The 17,137-nt window shown below is 57.1% G+C and carries 14 protein-coding genes and 1 pseudogene; 4 read left to right on the forward strand and 11 right to left on the reverse strand.

Translation table 11 applies throughout. From position 1 onward, the window contains the following. The 11 genes and pseudogenes from recB to rppH form a co-directional block, all read right to left on the reverse strand. A pseudogene (gene recB, locus Q7O77_RS05365) lies at positions 1-2,922 on the reverse strand (exodeoxyribonuclease V subunit beta); the annotation flags it as partial. Continuing rightward, entirely contained in the window at positions 2,919-3,323 is a 405-nt protein-coding gene (locus Q7O77_RS05370) for a hypothetical protein (RefSeq protein ID WP_304164066.1), read from the reverse strand. The pseudogene recB and the gene Q7O77_RS05370, both read right to left, overlap by 4 nt. A gap of 23 nt (positions 3,324-3,346) precedes the next feature. After that, positions 3,347-6,775 (reverse strand): exodeoxyribonuclease V subunit gamma, encoded by a 3,429-nt coding sequence (gene recC / locus Q7O77_RS05375; RefSeq protein ID WP_304164068.1) that lies wholly within the window; start codon positions 6,773-6,775, stop codon positions 3,347-3,349. A 26-nt stretch (positions 6,776-6,801) separates the two neighbouring features. After that, a complete protein-coding gene (locus Q7O77_RS05380) occupies positions 6,802-7,200 on the reverse strand; it encodes a prepilin-type N-terminal cleavage/methylation domain-containing protein (RefSeq protein WP_304164070.1) in 399 nt (132 codons plus the stop codon). Then, on the reverse strand, positions 7,187-7,639 hold the full coding sequence (locus tag Q7O77_RS05385; RefSeq protein WP_304164071.1) for a YgdB family protein: 453 nt from the start codon (positions 7,637-7,639) through the stop codon (positions 7,187-7,189). The genes Q7O77_RS05380 and Q7O77_RS05385 overlap by 14 nt, the downstream gene beginning before the upstream one ends. Next, positions 7,626-8,225, reverse strand: coding sequence for a prepilin peptidase-dependent protein (locus Q7O77_RS05390; RefSeq protein WP_304164073.1), 600 nt, complete (start codon positions 8,223-8,225; stop codon positions 7,626-7,628). The genes Q7O77_RS05385 and Q7O77_RS05390 overlap by 14 nt, the downstream gene beginning before the upstream one ends. After that, a complete protein-coding gene (locus tag Q7O77_RS05395; RefSeq protein ID WP_304164075.1) occupies positions 8,219-8,710 on the reverse strand; it encodes a prepilin peptidase-dependent protein in 492 nt (163 codons plus the stop codon). The genes Q7O77_RS05390 and Q7O77_RS05395 overlap by 7 nt, the downstream gene beginning before the upstream one ends. Before the next feature lie 272 nt (positions 8,711-8,982). Beyond that, positions 8,983-9,777: a thymidylate synthase gene (thyA, locus tag Q7O77_RS05400; protein WP_304164077.1), complete on the reverse strand. Its 795-nt coding sequence runs from the start codon at positions 9,775-9,777 to the stop codon at positions 8,983-8,985. Between the two features lie 31 nt (positions 9,778-9,808). Continuing rightward, positions 9,809-10,675, reverse strand: coding sequence for a prolipoprotein diacylglyceryl transferase (gene lgt, locus Q7O77_RS05405; RefSeq protein ID WP_304164079.1), 867 nt, complete (start codon positions 10,673-10,675; stop codon positions 9,809-9,811). 179 nt (positions 10,676-10,854) lie between these two features. After that, positions 10,855-13,101 carry a phosphoenolpyruvate--protein phosphotransferase gene (gene ptsP / locus Q7O77_RS05410; protein WP_304164081.1) on the reverse strand — a complete coding sequence of 749 codons (2,247 nt, stop codon included), beginning with the start codon at positions 13,099-13,101 and terminating at the stop codon, positions 10,855-10,857. 11 nt (positions 13,102-13,112) lie between these two features. Then, the gene (gene rppH, locus Q7O77_RS05415; RefSeq protein ID WP_027063679.1) at positions 13,113-13,637 is read right to left on the reverse strand and encodes an RNA pyrophosphohydrolase; all 525 of its coding nucleotides are present in this window, start codon (positions 13,635-13,637) and stop codon (positions 13,113-13,115) included. Between the two features lie 689 nt (positions 13,638-14,326). Between rppH and mutH the strand changes: the two genes are divergently transcribed. From mutH to Q7O77_RS05435, 4 genes are all read left to right on the forward strand, one after another. Next, a complete protein-coding gene (mutH, locus tag Q7O77_RS05420) occupies positions 14,327-15,013 on the forward strand; it encodes a DNA mismatch repair endonuclease MutH (RefSeq protein ID WP_304164086.1) in 687 nt (228 codons plus the stop codon). Between the two features lie 80 nt (positions 15,014-15,093). Next, complete coding sequence (locus Q7O77_RS05425) at positions 15,094-15,810, forward strand: TerC family protein (protein WP_085651498.1); 717 nt, start codon at positions 15,094-15,096, stop codon at positions 15,808-15,810. A gap of 308 nt (positions 15,811-16,118) precedes the next feature. Next, complete coding sequence (locus Q7O77_RS05430; RefSeq protein ID WP_304164088.1) at positions 16,119-16,325, forward strand: YgdI/YgdR family lipoprotein; 207 nt, start codon at positions 16,119-16,121, stop codon at positions 16,323-16,325. A gap of 117 nt (positions 16,326-16,442) precedes the next feature. Beyond that, a partial coding sequence (locus Q7O77_RS05435) for an NADP(H)-dependent aldo-keto reductase (RefSeq protein ID WP_304164090.1) occupies positions 16,443-17,137 on the forward strand: 695 nt, incomplete at its 3' end.

The raw sequence follows: 17,137 nt of genomic DNA on the forward strand, positions 1-17,137 counted from the left end.
CCAGTAGCCACTCGTCGTCGATCGGCTGGGTGAAATCCAGCGTCTCGAACAGGCTATGCAGAAACGTACCCGGCGCCGCGCCGCGCGGAAACGAGTGCGGCGAACGCTCTTCCACGTCCTCTTCCGCCGTTTCGCCCATCGAGTCGATATCGAAACGGGGCAACAGCCCCTGAATGGTCTCGGAGCCATGTTGCTGCAACCCTGAGTAGCTGGTCACCCGCCAGCCGTCGCGCAGGCGCCGGGTGTTGCGCCGCGCCTCGAGCGACGGCGGCAATGCCTGCTCGGGCTGCCACGGCTGCTCATCCGGCACAGCCGCCATGCTTAAGCCGATATCCTCGCCCACCATGCCTTCGAGCTCGGCGATTAACGCCTCGGCGCTCGCGGCCTCACCGCGCTGCAACAGGTAGCCCAACGCGCTCTGGTGCATGTCGCTATTGCCCTCTTTCTTCCTCGTTCCCTGGAACAGCGGCGCAACGCCGACCGCACAGTGATAGACAGCCCGAGTCAGCGCCACGTACAGCAACCGAAGATCTTCCGCCAGCCGCTCCTGTTCCGCCAGTTGCTGGCTCTCTTCGCCGTTTTGCAGATCCAGCATGGCCCGGAAGGTTTGCCGGTCGTGGTAAATACCTTCCTGCTGAGGGCGAAAGTTGCCGATGAAGGGTAACCAGACCAGCGAATATTCCAGCCCCTTGGATTTATGTATGGTGACTATCTGCACCAGGTGTCTGTCGCTTTCCAGCCGCAGCTGCTGGTTCTCCGCCTGCGGATTAGGCTGGGCGATTTGCTGGGCCAACCAGCGCACCAGCGCGTGTTCGCTGTCTAACGACGCCGAGGCCTCCTGCAATAGTTCGCCGATATGCAGAATATCCGTCAGACGACGTTCGCCATCAACGCTCGCCAGCACATCCTCCGCCAGTCGACGATGCGTCATCAGCGCGCGCAGCATCGGCAGAACACCGCGCTGCAGCCAGATCTGCCGGTAGCGGGCAAACTCGTCTACCAGCGCATCCCAGCTCGCTTCACTGCGGCTCAGCGCGTCCAGCGACGGCGCATCCATTCCCATGATGGTGGTCGCCATCGCCGCACGCAGCGCGCGCTCCTGTTCCGGCGCCAGCACCGCCTGCAGGATCCACAGCATCTCCCGCGCTTCCGCCGTGGTGAATACGCTGTCGCGGTTGGACAGGTAGACCGACGGAATATGCAGACGGTTCAGCGCCTGGCGGATCAGCATCGCCTCGCGGCGGCTACGCACCAATACGGTGATATCTGCCGCCTGTACAGGGTTCTTTATATCTTTGCTCTTTACCAGCCATGCCTGCCCCGCCTGGCCGGCAGTCAGCCAGTCGCGGATCTGCCCCGCGCACTGACGGGCCATTACCTGCTGATATTCGCCCACCCCGGCGCCTTCCTGACCGCTCAGCCAAAACTGCAGCGCTGGCGTTTTCGCGCCATTCATTTCAAAAGCATAAGGCTGGTTGGGCGGCGCCGGGTTGACGGGCAGAAACGGAATTTGCTCGAAAATGAATGGGGCATCGACGCGCTGGAACAGCTGATTCACCGCCGCCACCATGCCCGGCGCTGAGCGCCAGTTGGTGTCGAGCGTATAGTGCGACGACACCTCTGCACGCGCGCGCATATAGGTAAAAATATCCGCCCCGCGAAATGCATAAATCGCCTGCTTCGGGTCGCCAATCATCAACCAGCCGCACTGCGGCTGGTCAGCATAGATCGTATGGAAAATGCGATACTGCTGGGTGTCCGTATCCTGAAACTCATCGATCATTGCCACCGGATAGCGCGTGCGGATCGCCTCCGCCAACTGCGCGCCCTCCGGCTGCTGTAGCGCTTCATCCAACCGCCCGAGCAGATCGTCGAAGCCCAGCTCCGCCCGGCGCTGCTTATCTTCCCGCACCGTGCGCTTGATCTCCCTCAGCGCCAGCCAGATAACCAGATCCTTGAGCGTCAGGGATTCTTGCAGCAGCTGATCCACCGCGCTGAATACCGGGTGCAACGGCGGTTCGCCTTTGGTCGTGCTATCAATCAGCGCCTGCTGGCTAAAGCGTTTCAGATCTTTCGGCAGCTGGTAACTCTGCGTCAGTTGTTCGGCCCACTCGCCAATTTTGTTTATCCAGTTGGGCAGATTGCGACTGCTGTAACTCCGCTTATTGACCCCCGACGCACTGATCAGCGCCTCGAGACCAGACGCTTCACGCCACGCGTGTTTGAAGCTATCAATCAGCGCGACAATACGCTGATGACGCTCCAGCAGCGTTTCTTCCTGCTGCGGTTCACGCAGCGTCGGCAATTCACCATGAAGATACGGCATCAACGTCTGCAACAAGGCTTCTGGCCCCTGCCACTGTTCACTCAACACTCTGACGACGTCCAAAGGCAGCGGGTAGCAGTAGCGACGCCAGAAGTCGGCGCAGGCCGACGCAGCGGCTGCTCATCTTCCAGCAGTCGCTGTTCGAACAGGATGCCGGACTCGAAGGCATGGGTCGTCAGCATCCGCTGGCAGAAGCCATGAATCGTGTAGATGGCGGCTTCGTCCATCTGTCGCTCCGCTCGCAGCAGCACCTCGGCCGCCTCCTGATGCCAGTCCTGCGGGATTTCGGCCAGCAGTTGCCGCATGAGCGCATCGCCTTCCTTTCCGCCCAGACAGGCGAGATAGAGCGCATGGATATTTTTACGGATACGCTCGCGCAGTTCTTCCGTCGCCGCCTCCGTAAAGGTGACCACCAGAATCTCTTCGACGAGCAAAGGACGCGGATAAGCGTTTTCACCGCCCAGCCCCAGCAGTAAACGGAGATAAAGCGCGGACAGAGTATAGGTTTTGCCCGTTCCCGCCGAAGCTTCGATCAGTCGCTCGCCGGACAGTGGCAGCGTGAATAAATTGAGAGAATGCGGAGTCACTGTCGTCATGGTTTTTCTGCCTGCTGAGGTGGCGCGATGTGGATGAAGGTGCAGATGTTGAAATGCCGACCCAGAGCAGCCGCCGTCTCATCCATCAGCCTTTTAACGCAGACACTCTGCCGCACAATATTCGGCCTCAGCATAGGATTGAAAAAATCCGGGTCCAGCGTCGAGATCAGCGATGGACTGCATTTAAGCAAGGCACGACGCTGCCGCGCTAACGTGCCGAACGCGCGTATTTTTTTGCCTGACGCCTGTCGCCACGGTGTTGATGTGCTGGTGTTCCGTTGCCGATACGGATCGCCATTCGCCGTAGGCATAGCCTGCCGTTGAGTCGGTGCCGCCGCGATGCCTTGTTGCGCTACGGCAACGCCTCTCTGCAGCGGTTTTTTCGCGGATCTCAGAGACACCTCTTCCCCCCACCGGTTACCGTTCAAAACTGGTTGAACCGTACAGCGGGCAACAGCCAGGTTTCCGCCGCAGCCGTCACCTGCGTAATCCGTTCACGGTCCATCTCCCGTACGATTCGCTGGAGATAATAATCTTCCCCTTCGCCGGACAGGTTAAACGTTCCCTGCCACGCTTCCAGCAGCTTTTGCTGCGCCTTATTGAGCGTGGCTTCATCGGTTAACAGGCTGTCGCTGTCGCGATCGTAGATGACCTTCAGCCAGGCGCCACCGGAGCGATTAAGCAACAACAGCGGTTGATTCATCCCTTGCTGATAGCCGCTAATCATTAATGCCATGAACTCTCGCGCCTGCGCTTCACTCAGAGATGGGAAACGCCAGCCGCTGTCTTCGCGCCCGTAGATCCGACTATCGCCTTCCCCGCCATTCAGGCAGTAGGCCAGATGCTCCAGCCACAGCATCATGCCATCCACCAGCGAAATTTTACCGGGACGCCAGCGCAGCAAACCGTCGTGCTGAATTTGCGTCAGCCAGCCCGTGACGCGTACGCCATCGAGCGTGATATCCAGCTCCTGGCTATCCAGCATTTCCAACTGCCGCTCTTCGCGCACGCGAGCCGCCAGATCGCGCATTTCATCCAGCTGCGTCTGCCAATACAGCTCGCCGAAGGCGCCATAAGGCAGCTCGCCAGCCGCGCGCATACGCCGATAGAGTAAATCCGCATCCCCGTCGTTGATCAGGGCATTCAGCAGCTGGGTATTCATCTGATAGCGATCGAGGTGATCGACTAAAAATGGCTCCTCTTCTCGCAGCTCCTGATCGTCGAGCACAAAATTCACACCGAGACGCAGTTGGAAAAATGCGCGTACAGGATGCCGGTAGAAGCGTTTTAGTTCGTCCAGCGTCACTTCGTCGTACTGCTGCTCCGGCAACGGCAGGTCGAACGGAGGTTGGCTTTCGCCTTCACGCCCCGCCGCCGCCAGCCACTCGGCGGCAAAACTCTGCGGCATGCCGTCGGCGATGAAGTTATCCGCATCAAACGGCATGCGCGGATGCTCGCAGCAGAGCACCGCCAAAAGACGTTTGGCGCTGGCGTCGCCGTCCAGGTCTTCGTCCAGATTTTCATCGCCCGGCAAGCAGTAACTTTGGGCGATATAGTCCAGCAGCTCACTGACCAGCACGGAGGGAAAACGCAGGCTGTTATCCTGTATGGAGTGGCCGATATAGCTGATGTAGAGTCGATTCTGCGCCGACAGCAACGCCTCCAGAAACAGGTAGCGGTCATCTTCCCGTCGGCTGCGATCGCCGCGGCGGCGATGCCGGGACATCAGGTCGAACCCCAGCGGTGGCAGCGTACGCGGATAAACGCCATCGTTCATGCCCAGCAGGCAGACCGCCTTGAAAGGGATAGAACGCATCGGCATCAGCGTACAAAAATTCACGGCGCCAGCCAGGAAACGCTGACTGAGCCGCTCCCGGTCGAGCCGACCGGCCAGCTCGCTGCGTAACAGCGTGACGGGCACGGGCTGCGGATAGCACGCCAGCATGCCGGTAGCAATAATCTGCTGCCAGTGCTCCTCGATCAGCGTCAATGCCGCTTCGGCGTCGCCGTCCGGCAAAAAGAAATCGTCCACCAGTTGGCGGCACAGAGGCTGCCACTCTTCCAGCGTACGCGGCTGCTGCAAACGCTGCCGCCACTGGCTCAGCTGCATCAGCAGATCCGCCAGCTGTCCGGCCAGCTCGGCGATCAACCCGCTGGACTCATCGTAGGGAAGTACGCCGCGCCAGTCGCCCGCATGGCTGTCCATCGCATACCCCAGCAGCATACGCGTGATGCCGAAACGCCAGGTGTGCTGACCGGTCGGCGGCAGCATTAGTTCTCTGACGTTGTCGTCGTCCAGCCCCCAGCGGATGCCGGACTCCGTCACCCAAAGCCGCAGGCGTCTCAGCCCCTCTTCGTGAATGCCGAATCGACTCGCCAGCGCAGGAACTTCCAGCAGCGCCAATACCTGTTCCGCCATAAATCGGCTGGTCGGCAGTTCCAGCAGCGTCAGCACCGCCTGCAAGGCAGGATGCGCATGACGCGCACGCTGATCGGAAATGGAAAACGGCAGATAGCGATCTTCCGGCGCGTTACCGAAGACGGCCTGAATAAACGGCGAATAGCTGTCGATGTCCGCCACCATCACGATGATGTCGCGCGGCATCAGGTCGGGGTCATCGGCCATCATCGCCAGGAGCTGGTCATGCAGCACTTCCACCTCACGCTGCGGACTATGGCAGGCATGCACGGAGACGGAACGATCCCCCGGTGTCAGAGGACGTTTGTGGCGTCTCTGTTCTACGCTATCGTCTTCCATCAGGGCGATGTCATTGTTCTTGCCGGTCACGACAATACGGCTGTCTTCCAGCTCCAGAATATCCCGCTGTAGCCCGCTAAGCAGATGCTGCTCCTCGATATCGACATACGCGGAGACGCCGTTCGTCTCATCGAGCTGCTCCAGCAGATGTAAATTGTCGCGCCCCAGCTTGCCCCAGGAGGCCAGCAGCGGGTTACCCACATTTTGTTCGCCATCCTCTTTAAACAAGGACTCGGCACGCGCCGGATCGCGGAACAAGGGGCGGCTTTCTGTCGTCATCTGCCGATGCTGGTATAAGCGCCACTGGCGTCCTTTCAGGCGGGCCAGCGACGCCTCATCTTGAATATCGCCCCAATAATAGCGGCAGGGATTGGTAAACAGCAGGTGTACGTCGATATGTTTACCCAGCGCATTCAGGGCCTGCAGATAGACCGGCGGCAGTGCGGAAATGCCACAGATAAAGACCCGATCCGGTAGGCCGGGAGGACGGCTTTCCGCCTGTTCAAGCACCTGAACAAACCGCTGATACAGGATGGTGTGGTGCCATTCGAGCTGTCCCAGAGATTGCGTGTACTCCACCAGCCGCCGCCAGAGCGGCGCCTGCCACTGCTGAGCGTCCCCGGCCTCGTCCACCCACTGCCCTTGCTGCCAGCGCATAATCCAGTCAGGGCGATAAATCAGATATTGATCGAACAGGTCGGCCGTGCGGCCGGCCAGTTGATGCAGCTTGCGGTCGCCGTCGTCCTCTTCCAGATAGTGGGACAGCAGAGCGAAAGCCGGATCGTCCAGCTGCTGAGGCAACAGATGCATCAACTTCCAGCTCATGGCTTCTTTGCTAAAGGCGCTTTCTTTGGGAATTTCGGGGATCAGCCGCCGACACATGTCCCACAAAAAGACGCCCGGCAGCGGAAATTGGATATTAGCGGCGATATGAAATTTTTCGGCCAGTTCGATTTGGAGCCACTGCGCCATACCCGGACTTTGTACTAACACCATTTCCGGCTGGAAAGGGTCGGTAAGCGGCTGTTGCTGCATCAGCACTGCCGTCAGCTCCTTCAATATATCCAGCTGATTGGAATGGTAAACCGTGAACATGGTGACTCCTGACCGTTCGCTGCCGTTTATGATGTGTTCGAGGTTGGCTCTTCAGTGTCCGTCGGCGGATAGCAAAGCCAACGCGTGAGCGAGGCGGAATACTGCCGCGGCGTCACTACGGCCGCCGTGACCCGCTGGCATTGCGGGCCGTACGGCTGCACGTTGATAGAGCTGGTCCAGCCTTCCGGCAACGATGCGGTGACGGTGTGAACGGGAACGCCTGCGTCCTGCGCCTCTAGCTGTTCATTCACCCACCGCCAGGCCTGACGCTGCTGCCATTGGTACTGTAGCGACCGTTGAAGTATTAAATGATATTGCAATAATCCGGTCAGAGAAACCGCGAACAGCACTGCGGCAATCAGCGTTTCAAGCAGGCTAAACCCACTTTGATTTCCGTCGAACGACAGTTTCTTAATGAACGACACAATAGCGCGCCTCCGGTTCCGGGCAGAAGTCGAGCCATCCCTGCGACATCGCCTGCAGCAGCACGGCACCGTCGATGGTCTGCGCCGCGACGCGCTGATATAACCGCAACGGCGGCGTATTCACCTCAAACTGCCCCTCGCCCCGCAACACACCTTGATTGCCGGAAGACGATAAATGCAAACAGACCCGCAGGCGGTCCATCGAGAGCGAGCGACACTGCCACACATCCCCATTTTCCTGCCAGCGTTGACTCATGCCCCATTCAAGAGAAGATAGCCCCTGATTGAAGGCTTTCCAGTAATGCTGTTCGTCCTTGCCCTGTTCCATCCAGATTTCCAGCTGCTTTTGCATACCAACCAGCAGCAGTACCCCAAGGGAGATAAGCACCATGACGATCATCAGGGCATTGCCCGACTGGTGACATTTAGACGGCATCATGATTACGCCTCGCGACCCATCGCTGCACCTGCTGTTTGATCTGCGGCCTGTCGGTCCAGTAGCCTGACAGCCCCAGCAGGTATAACGTCCCTCGGCTGCCCTGTTGCGAAGAGACCTGAAACCCGGTGATGGTCACTTCGTTGGGGTCGAAGAATTTCTCCCAGCGTTTTCCCCGGCACCGGGCATAGCCGGTCTGGACCTCAAGCGCTCCATCGCGCAGACGATAGCTGAAAAATTCGCCCTCCTGCCGTTCGCCGGGATCCCAGTGACCGCTACGGTTCACGTCGTACGAAACCGTCAGGCAACTTTGGGTCGAATTCGCGCCGTCGGCGCTCAACGTAATCGCCTCGCCCCGGCAACTCCCCGCGCAAAACCCCGCGCGAAGAATATCTTTTTCGATAACGGATAAGGCCTGGCTGAGCGTCTGTTCGAGACGAAACGCGTTGAGTCCCTGCTGGCTCTGTTTGTTCAGCACAGAAAACAGCTGTACGACCGCGAGAATAATGATGCTGACAATGCCCAGCGCCAGCATGACTTCCGGCAGAGAAAAACCGCCGATACGACACTTTCTACCCGGTATCAGCATATTGGAGTACCCAACAGCGGCTGATCTTCACTGCACAGCCTTAATCGCCCGCGTACGGAAAGGACTAACCGGATACGCCCCGCCGCACTTCCCAACGTCAGGTGGCCTGATTGCGCCGTATGGCGCAGACCAAAGAAGGAAAACTGCTGCGCCGTAGCGTCGACCAGCTTAACGTCGCGGGATGTCGGGACAAAAAAAAGCGCGCTGTCCGCCGGACAGTCGCCGCCTGATGTTGCCGGCCCTACGCACCAACGCTCCCCGACACGATGTACCTGCGCCGTATGCGTCTCGTTACGCCAGTTGGCCTGAGTTTGTATACGCGCCACTACGCTCATCAACTGCCGGGCATTCTGCTCCAGCAGCATCGCCTGACGATATCCCAACCAGCTATCTAGCCCTGCGCCGACCAGGAGTGATATCACCGCTATTACCATCACTAACTCCAGCAGGGTGAACCCCTGTTGCCATCCATTGCATTTTTTCATGCCGCTCAGTGTAGCGACAATCCCTATTTCCGACAGCAAAATGGTATCGGCTTTGCGCAGCGCCGCGTAGATTTTTTGAAGCGAAAACAGATTATTACTATTTAAATGCGAAGCGGTTCGCAAAAACCATCTTAGGCACAAAAAAAAACCTGTCGGCGAATCGCCCACAGGATATTTTCATGACTGACCCAACGACGCCTGTATTCACTCCGGCGATATCGGGCGATGCCGCCGAAGTCAGGACCAGAGGCGCGAACGCCTCACACCACCGGTTAGATCGCGACAGGCGCCTTGATCGGCGGATGCGGATCGTAACCTTCGATTTCGAAGTCTTCGAAACGATAGTCAAACAGAGAGGCGGGGCGACGTTTGATGATCAGTTTCGGCAACGGACGCGGTTCACGAGTCAGCTGCAGATTCGTCTGTTCCATATGGTTGCTGTAAAGGTGCGTGTCGCCCCCCGTCCAGACGAAGTCACCGACTTCCAGATCGCACTGTTGCGCCACCATGTGTACCAGCAGCGCATAGCTGGCGATGTTAAACGGCAGCCCCAGGAATACATCGCATGAACGCTGGTAAAGCTGGCAAGAGAGCTTGCCGTCGGCGACATAAAACTGGAAAAACGCATGGCAAGGCGCCAGCGCCATCTGATCGAGCTCGCCCACATTCCAGGCGGAGACGATGATGCGACGGGAGTCCGGATCCTGTTTCAACTGGGTCATCACTTTCTCCAGCTGATCGATCTGACGGCCATCCGCCGCGCCCCATGCGCGCCACTGTTTGCCGTACACCGGCCCCAGGTCGCCATTTTCATCGGCCCATTCATCCCAAATGGAGACTTTGTTTTCGTGCAGATAACCGACGTTGGTATCGCCGTTCAGGAACCACAGCAGCTCATGGATAATGGAGCGCAGATGGCAACGTTTAGTCGTCACCAGCGGGAATCCCTGCTGCAAGTTGAAACGCATCTGATGACCGAAAATCGACAGCGTACCCGTGCCCGTGCGGTCGTCTTTTGGCGTCCCCTCATCAAGCACTTTTTTCATCAGTTCCAGATACTGTTTCATACTACCTCATTTAAAAATTGAATCGTTGCCATCACTGCCGGGCAGGCTGACGGCGATAAGCCCAAATCATCATCAGAAGACCTGCCAGCACCATCGGAATCGACAGGATTTGTCCCATGCTCATGATGCCGTTGAAAAGCCCTAACTGCGCGTCCGGCTGACGGAAAAACTCGACGATGATACGGAACAAGCCGTAGCCGATCAGGAACAGGCCGGACACACTACCCATAGGACGTGGTTTGCGGATAAAGAGATTCAGAATGATAAACAGGACAACCCCTTCCAGCAGCAGTTCATACAGCTGCGACGGGTGACGCGGCAACACGCCATACTGGTTCAGAATCTCCTGCCACTCCGGGTGCGTCGCCGCCAGCACGACGTCTTCGCCGCGCGAACCGGGAAACAGCATGGCCCATGGCGTATCAGTCGTCACGCGGCCCCACAGTTCACCGTTGATGAAGTTGCCCAGACGGCCCGCGCCAAGGCCGAACGGTATCAGCGGCGCAATGAAGTCGGAGACCTGGAAGAAATTACGCTTGGTGCGGTAGGCGAAGCACAGCATGACGACAATCACGCCGATCAGACCGCCGTGGAACGACATGCCGCCATCCCAGACTTTGAACAGGTAAAGCGGATTTTCCAGGAAGCTGGAAAAGGCATAGAACAGCACATATCCGAGCCGCCCGCCGATAAATACGCCGAGGAAGCCCAGATACAGCAGGTTTTCGACTTCGTCTTTTTTCCAGCCGCTACCCGGTTTGTTCGCCCGACGAACCGCCAGCCACATGGCAAAGACAAAACCAACCAGGTACATCAGACCATACCAGTGCAGCGATACAGGGCCGATGGAAAAAATTACCGGATCAAATTGAGGAAATTCCAGATAGCTCGTCGTCATCAATCACCACATTCTCGTTGTTTTGTCCCTGATTACGGGCTCAGCTAAAGGCAGGAAAACCGATGGAACGCCTGCCGCATTTCGCGGTTGCGCATAATAGCATAACGTATCAGGCCCCATGCCGGAGTTGCAGCAAAAGATCTGTAAAACATCGCTTCATAAGCGGCGATCGCCTAGCGTCAGCGGCCGCCGCGGATCAGGCCGCCCAGACCACGTTCTTCAATAAACAGCGATGCCCACTGTCGCGCTTCGGTAGCGGTCTGCGCCGTCAGCGCTTTGTCCGCAAGCCGCCCCGCCTCTTCCTGCTCGATGTGGCGCAGCAGATACTTGATACGCGCGACGCTGCGTCCGTTCATGCTCAGCGATCGATACCCCATGCCGATCAACAGCAAAGCGCCCATCGGCTCGCCCGCCATTTCCCCGCAGACAGAGACAGGCAGACGCTGCTGACGGCACTGCGTGACGATCAGATTCAACGCCTGCAGCATCGAAGGATGAAGACTGTCGTACAACGCGCCGACGTGGGGATTGTTGCGGTCCACCGCCAGCAGATATTGCGTGAGGTCATTCGTCCCCACCGAAACAAAATCAATGCGCGAACTGAGATGAGGCAGCAGGAACAGCATCGAGGGCACTTCGATCATGATCCCAATCCGCGGCCGGGGCTGCGGGCAGTTCAGCATTTCCGCCACTTCGCCCGCCGCGCGGTCGATCAACCGACGCGCTTCGTCGATCTCATCCAGACTGTTGATCATCGGCAACAAGATATGCAAATTGCCCAGCTCCGCGTTGGCGCGCAGCATGGCGCGTACCTGAATCAGGAAAATTTCCGGCTGATCGAGCGTGACACGAATGCCCCGCCATCCCAGGGAGGGATTTTCCTCGCTGATCGGCATATAGGGCAGCGGTTTGTCGGCGCCGATATCCAGCGTGCGCAGCATGACCGGATTTTCAGGATAAAGACGCAGCATGCTTTCATACTGCGCGACCTGCTCGTCCTCAGAAGGAAATCCGCTTTGCACCATGAAGGGAATTTCCGTGCGATACAGACCGACGCCGTCGACCTGATCGATGAAGCGTTTTTCATGCTCCGCGCTGAGACCGGCATTAAGCATCACGCGCACGCGCTCGCCGCTTTTCAGCATGGCCGGGCGGTTGCCGTCATCTTCCGTCAGCCGGTTGAGCTCTCGCTCTTCATCCAGTACGCGCTGATACTCCTGCACCAGCACCGGCTCGGGATCGACCAGCAGCTCACCGCGATAGCCGTCAAGGATCAGCAGCCGCTGATGCAATAACGCTGGCTGAATATCCGCGTCCATCAGGGTGGGGATCCCCATGGCCCTGACCAGGATCGCGGCATGCGAGTTGGCGGCGCCTTCGTGAACGACGATCCCGGCAAGCCTGTCTTGCGGCAGCTCGGCCAGCAGCGTCGCCGTCAGCTCATCCGCCACCAGAATAAAACGTTCCGGCCACTGCGCCGTGCCCTGAACACTATCGTCCAGATGAAACAGCAGCCGCTGTCCGAGCGCGCGCAGGTCGCTGGCGCGTTCGCGCAGATAGGTATCTTGCAGCGTGGCGAACTGGGCCGAAAAGCGCTCGATGACCACCTTGACCGCCCACTCCGCCGAACTGCCGGTATCCACTTCCTGGCTTAGCTCTCGCTTTAAGCGGGCGTCGTTGAGCAGATGCGAATAGAGATCAAATATGGCGGCGCTTTCTTTCTGCGCGCTGGCGCTGAAGCGTTTGCTGTAGCGGCGGAACTCCGCTGCGGCGTTTTCCATCGCCAGCAGCAGGCGCGAACGTTCACGATCGCTATCCAGACTGGACGCGGGGAAGACCTGCTCCAGCGAGGGCTGACTGCGATCCTGCCAGCCAGGGGCGATCGCCACGCCCGGCGCGGCGGCCAGCGCGTTGATCCGCGTTTGCCGGTATTGTCCAAACAACGCTTTGATCTGGGACTGGGACAGAATGGCCGCCATTTGCGTGGCCAGCGTCACCATGAAAGATTCGTCGTTCTTGTCGAACTGTCTCAGTTCCCTCTGCTGTACGACCAGAACGCCCAGCAGCTGACGCCGGTGAATGATGGGTACGCCGAGGAAAGAACGGAATTGTTGTTCCCGAACCGCGGGAATGAATTGGAAGCTGGGATGACTTTGGGCATCGGCCAGATTGATGAGTTCGGCGCGTTCGCCGACCAATCCGACGATCCCTTGCCCGAAAGCGAGAGTGACGGGACGACCCCGAGGTTTTTTTAACCCTCGGGTCGCCATCAGGTAATAGCAGTGACGATCGTGATCGGCCAGGTAGATAGAACAGACTTCGGTGTCCATCGCCAGACAGATTTCGTTGACCAGAATATCCAGCGCATCCGATAACTGCGCCGTCGCGGCGACTTTCTCAATGACTTCTCGCAGGCGCGTTAGCATGGTGAGCTGAATTATCCTCTCTTCCGTCGGGGACTGGATGGCGACCGGGCCGAATTCTCCTGTAATTGAATAACCGAGGAGATGAACTCCTTCATAACCCGCCGATAGACGTCGCGTTTAAAGGAGACGACCTGTCGCACCGGATACCAAAAGCTGACCCAGCGCCAGCCGTCGAATTCCGGCGTGCCGCTGCTTTGCATGTTGATCTCTGATTCATTGCACATTAACTGCAACAGAAACCATTTTTGCTTCTGGCCGATACAGACGGGTTTTGTGTCCCAACGCACCAAACGTTTTGGCAATTTATAGCGTAACCAGCTGCGCGTTGAAGCCAGAATACGCACATCCCTTTTACGCAGTCCGACTTCCTCATACAGCTCACGGTACATCGCCTGTTCTGCCGTTTCACCAGGGTTGATCCCCCCCTGTGGAAACTGCCAGGAGTGCTGGCCGTAGCGGCGGGCCCACAGCACCTGCCCCTGCCGATTACAAATTACAATACCAACATTCGGGCGGTAGCCATCATCATCGATCACCGGACTACCTCGATAAACTGAAATGCTAAGATAACCTGATTGTTTCACACTCCCGGCAGACGGTAAACTCCTGCTTATCATCGTCTTCTTTATAATAAGACACCGATAACCCACAGATAGAATCAAAGTTATAAACATTACCCGGCTAATATCACCGGTTTATTCACTTTTTCTGTGGACATCTTTGTGAAGAACATCATGAAGAAAGTGCGCAAACCGGTTTTCAAAGTTTAACTCGCCCATCCATGACCGTAAAAATAATGCTTTAAATTAATAGAGTTAAGTGACTTTTCTACCGCTTTTCCCCCATGGAAAACATTGCGCAGAATTCGGCCTTTTCCAAAGTGGCGAAAGATCGCACTACTGAGAGCTTATCCACAATCCCCCTCCCGATTTATGCCAAAAAACCAGCGAAACCAGCAAAAAAACCCCTCGTCAAGGCTGTAAATGGAAACAGTGCTCCAAAATCATCCCGGTTATCCCAAAAATCTGTGGATAACATGGTGTAAAATCCTGTTCATTCCCGGTGGCTTATCGTGAACAAGTCATTTCGCTCGTTAACGAGCGCGACGCCACACAGAAAAAACCACAGGGTAATCATGCTATTATTAATTTCATCTCGTGAATGGGATGACTGAAAACTATCCCCCAACGGGAGCTGTGCTTTTTTTATACAACCCGGGAGACTTATGAACACCCCTTCTCTCCATCGCGATCCGCCTTCTGACGAGCTGACGTTGTTACAGCGCGCCCAGTCCCTCGCCGGATATAATCTGGCTGAGCTGGCCACGATCGCTGAACTGCCGTTGCCGGAAAATCTGAAGCGGGATAAAGGGTGGACCGGCATTTTGCTCGAGCGTTTTCTGGGCGCCAGCGCGGGCAGCAAACCGGAACAAGATTTTCCCGGTCTCGGCGTCGAGCTGAAAACGATCCCTATCGACGAACTGGGGCGGCCGCTGGAGACCACCTTTGTTTGCGTCGCGCCGTTAACGGGCAACAGCGGCGTCACCTGGGAGCGCTGCCATGTTCGCCATAAACTGACCCGGGTTCTGTGGATGCCAGTGGAAGGCGGCAGGCAAATCCCCTTGGGCGAGCGACGCATCGGCGCACCGCTGCTGTGGAGCCCCAGTCCGGAAGAAGAGGAGCAACTGCGTCAGGATTGGGAAGAACTGATGGATTTGATCGTACTCGGCAAGGTGGAGAGCATCACGGCCCGTCACGGCGAAGTGCTGCAGCTGCGGCCCAAAGCCGCGAACAGCCGCGCCCTGACCGAAGCGGTGGGTGAACACGGACAGCCGATCATGACGCTGCCGCGTGGTTTTTATCTTAAAAAAACCTTTACCGGCCCTCTGCTCGCTCGTCACTTTCTGCTTTAATGACCACTCTTTCCTTGCCTGCCGCTACAAATAGCAGAGTATAATTATCGTTTACGTTTCATTTAAGGTGCATTGATACAATGTTTGATTGGATTGCGGATCCCAATGCCTGGCTGGCGCTGGGCACACTTACCATCCTGGAAATCGTTCTCGGCATCGACAACATTATTTTCCTGTCTCTGGTTGTCGCCAAACTGCCCAAACACCATCAGAATAAAGCCCGACGTATCGGTTTGCTGGGCGCGATGTTGATGCGCCTGGGGCTGCTCGCCTCCATCGCGTGGGTGATAAAACTGACCAACCCGCTGTTCTACGTTATGGATCAAGCCATTTCCGTCCGCGACCTCATCTTGTTCTTCGGGGGGCTGTTCCTTATCTGGAAATCCGGCAAAGAGATCCATGAAACCATTGATGGAAGCTCGGCAGAACATGATTCCAAGGTGCACTCCTTCTTCGGCGCCATTGTGCAAATCATGCTGCTCGATATCATTTTCAGCCTCGACTCGGTTATCACCGCCGTCGGCCTGTCCGATCATCTGTTTATCATGATGGCCGCCGTCGTTATCGCCGTCGGCGTAATGATGCTGTCCGCCCGTCCTATCGGCGAGTTTGTCGAGCGTCATCCGTCGGTCAAAATGCTGGCGCTGTCCTTCCTGATCCTGGTGGGCTTCACCCTGATCCTTGAGAGCGTGGACATCCATGTGCCGAAGGGCTACATCTACTTCGCCATGTTCTTCTCCATGATGGTGGAAACCCTCAACCTGCTGCGCGGTAAGAAAGCGGCACTGCAAAAGTAATGCCCGCCTCGCCAGAGGTTTTTCACGCGAAAGAACGATAAAACACAATGCCTCCGGCTCGCTGCGGAGGCATTTTTCAAGGCAAACCGATGAAGGGATAACCTTTGCCGCGCTGTACGTAAAAAGTCCCCTGCGAGATCGTCGGTCTGACGCCGTCCATGCCGCCCATCGCCGACTAAATTTTTTACATTTTGCCCGCCGCTTATTTCCATGAATCTGAATAGAACCTGTGACTGCCTTTGCTAAACTTGCCTTAAATTTTCAGAATTATTGCGGCCAACATTAGGTAACCCCCTATGCACTCAGTTATGAAAACGCTTGTGGCGCTTAGCGTCATCACACTGCTCGCTGGCTGCTCCAGCCATTATGTCGTCGCCACCAAAGAGGGCCAGGTCCTGCTGACCAAAGGCAAACCTCAGGTGGATGAAAGCACGGGCCTGATGATCTTTACGGATGAAGACGGGCACAAGCATGCGATCGACAACAATGACATTTCGCAGGTCGTCGAACGCTAAGGCGGAATGACGATGATGGGCCAAGAGGCTTTCCCCCTTGACGAGGCTTGGTTATAGTCAATTGAAGGTGCTTTCAAACGCACCGGTTCCTCTTCAAATAAAAAGGAAGCTGGCACAATGCAATATCATCGTATCCCTCATACTGCTCTAGAAGTCAGCGAGCTGGGACTGGGCACCATGACCTTTGGTGAACAAAACAGTGAAGCCGACGCTCACGCCCAGCTGGATCACGCCATTGCAGCCGGGGTTAACCTGATTGATACCGCCGAACTTTATCCGGTTCCTCCGCGCCCGGAAACGCAGGGGCTGACCGAAAGCTACATCGGCTCGTGGTTGAAACAGCGCGGCGGTCGCGAAAAACTGATCATTGCCTCGAAAGTCAGCGGTCCGGTACGCGGCAGCGATCACAACATTCGTCCTCAGCAGGCGCTGGATCGCAAGAATATCCGTGAAGCCCTCAACGACAGCCTGACTCGGCTGAACACCGACTATATCGACCTGTACCAGCTGCACTGGCCCCAGCGCCAAAGCAATTTCTTCGGCAAACTGAACTACCGCTATACCGACGACAAACCGGTGGTCACGCTGCTGGAAACGCTGGAAGCGCTCAACGAGCAGGTTCGGGCAGGGAAAATTCGCTACATCGGCGTCTCAAACGAAACGCCGTGGGGCGTGATGCGCTACCTGCAACTGGCGGAAAAACACGACTTGCCGCGCATTGTCTCCATCCAAAACCCGTACAGCCTGCTCAACCGCAGTTTTGAAGTCGGTCTGGCCGAAATCAGCCAGCATGAAGGGGTAGAGCTGCTGGC

This window comes from Lonsdalea britannica (genome assembly GCF_946477055.1).
Lineage (GTDB): Bacteria > Pseudomonadota > Gammaproteobacteria > Enterobacterales > Enterobacteriaceae > Lonsdalea > Lonsdalea britannica_A.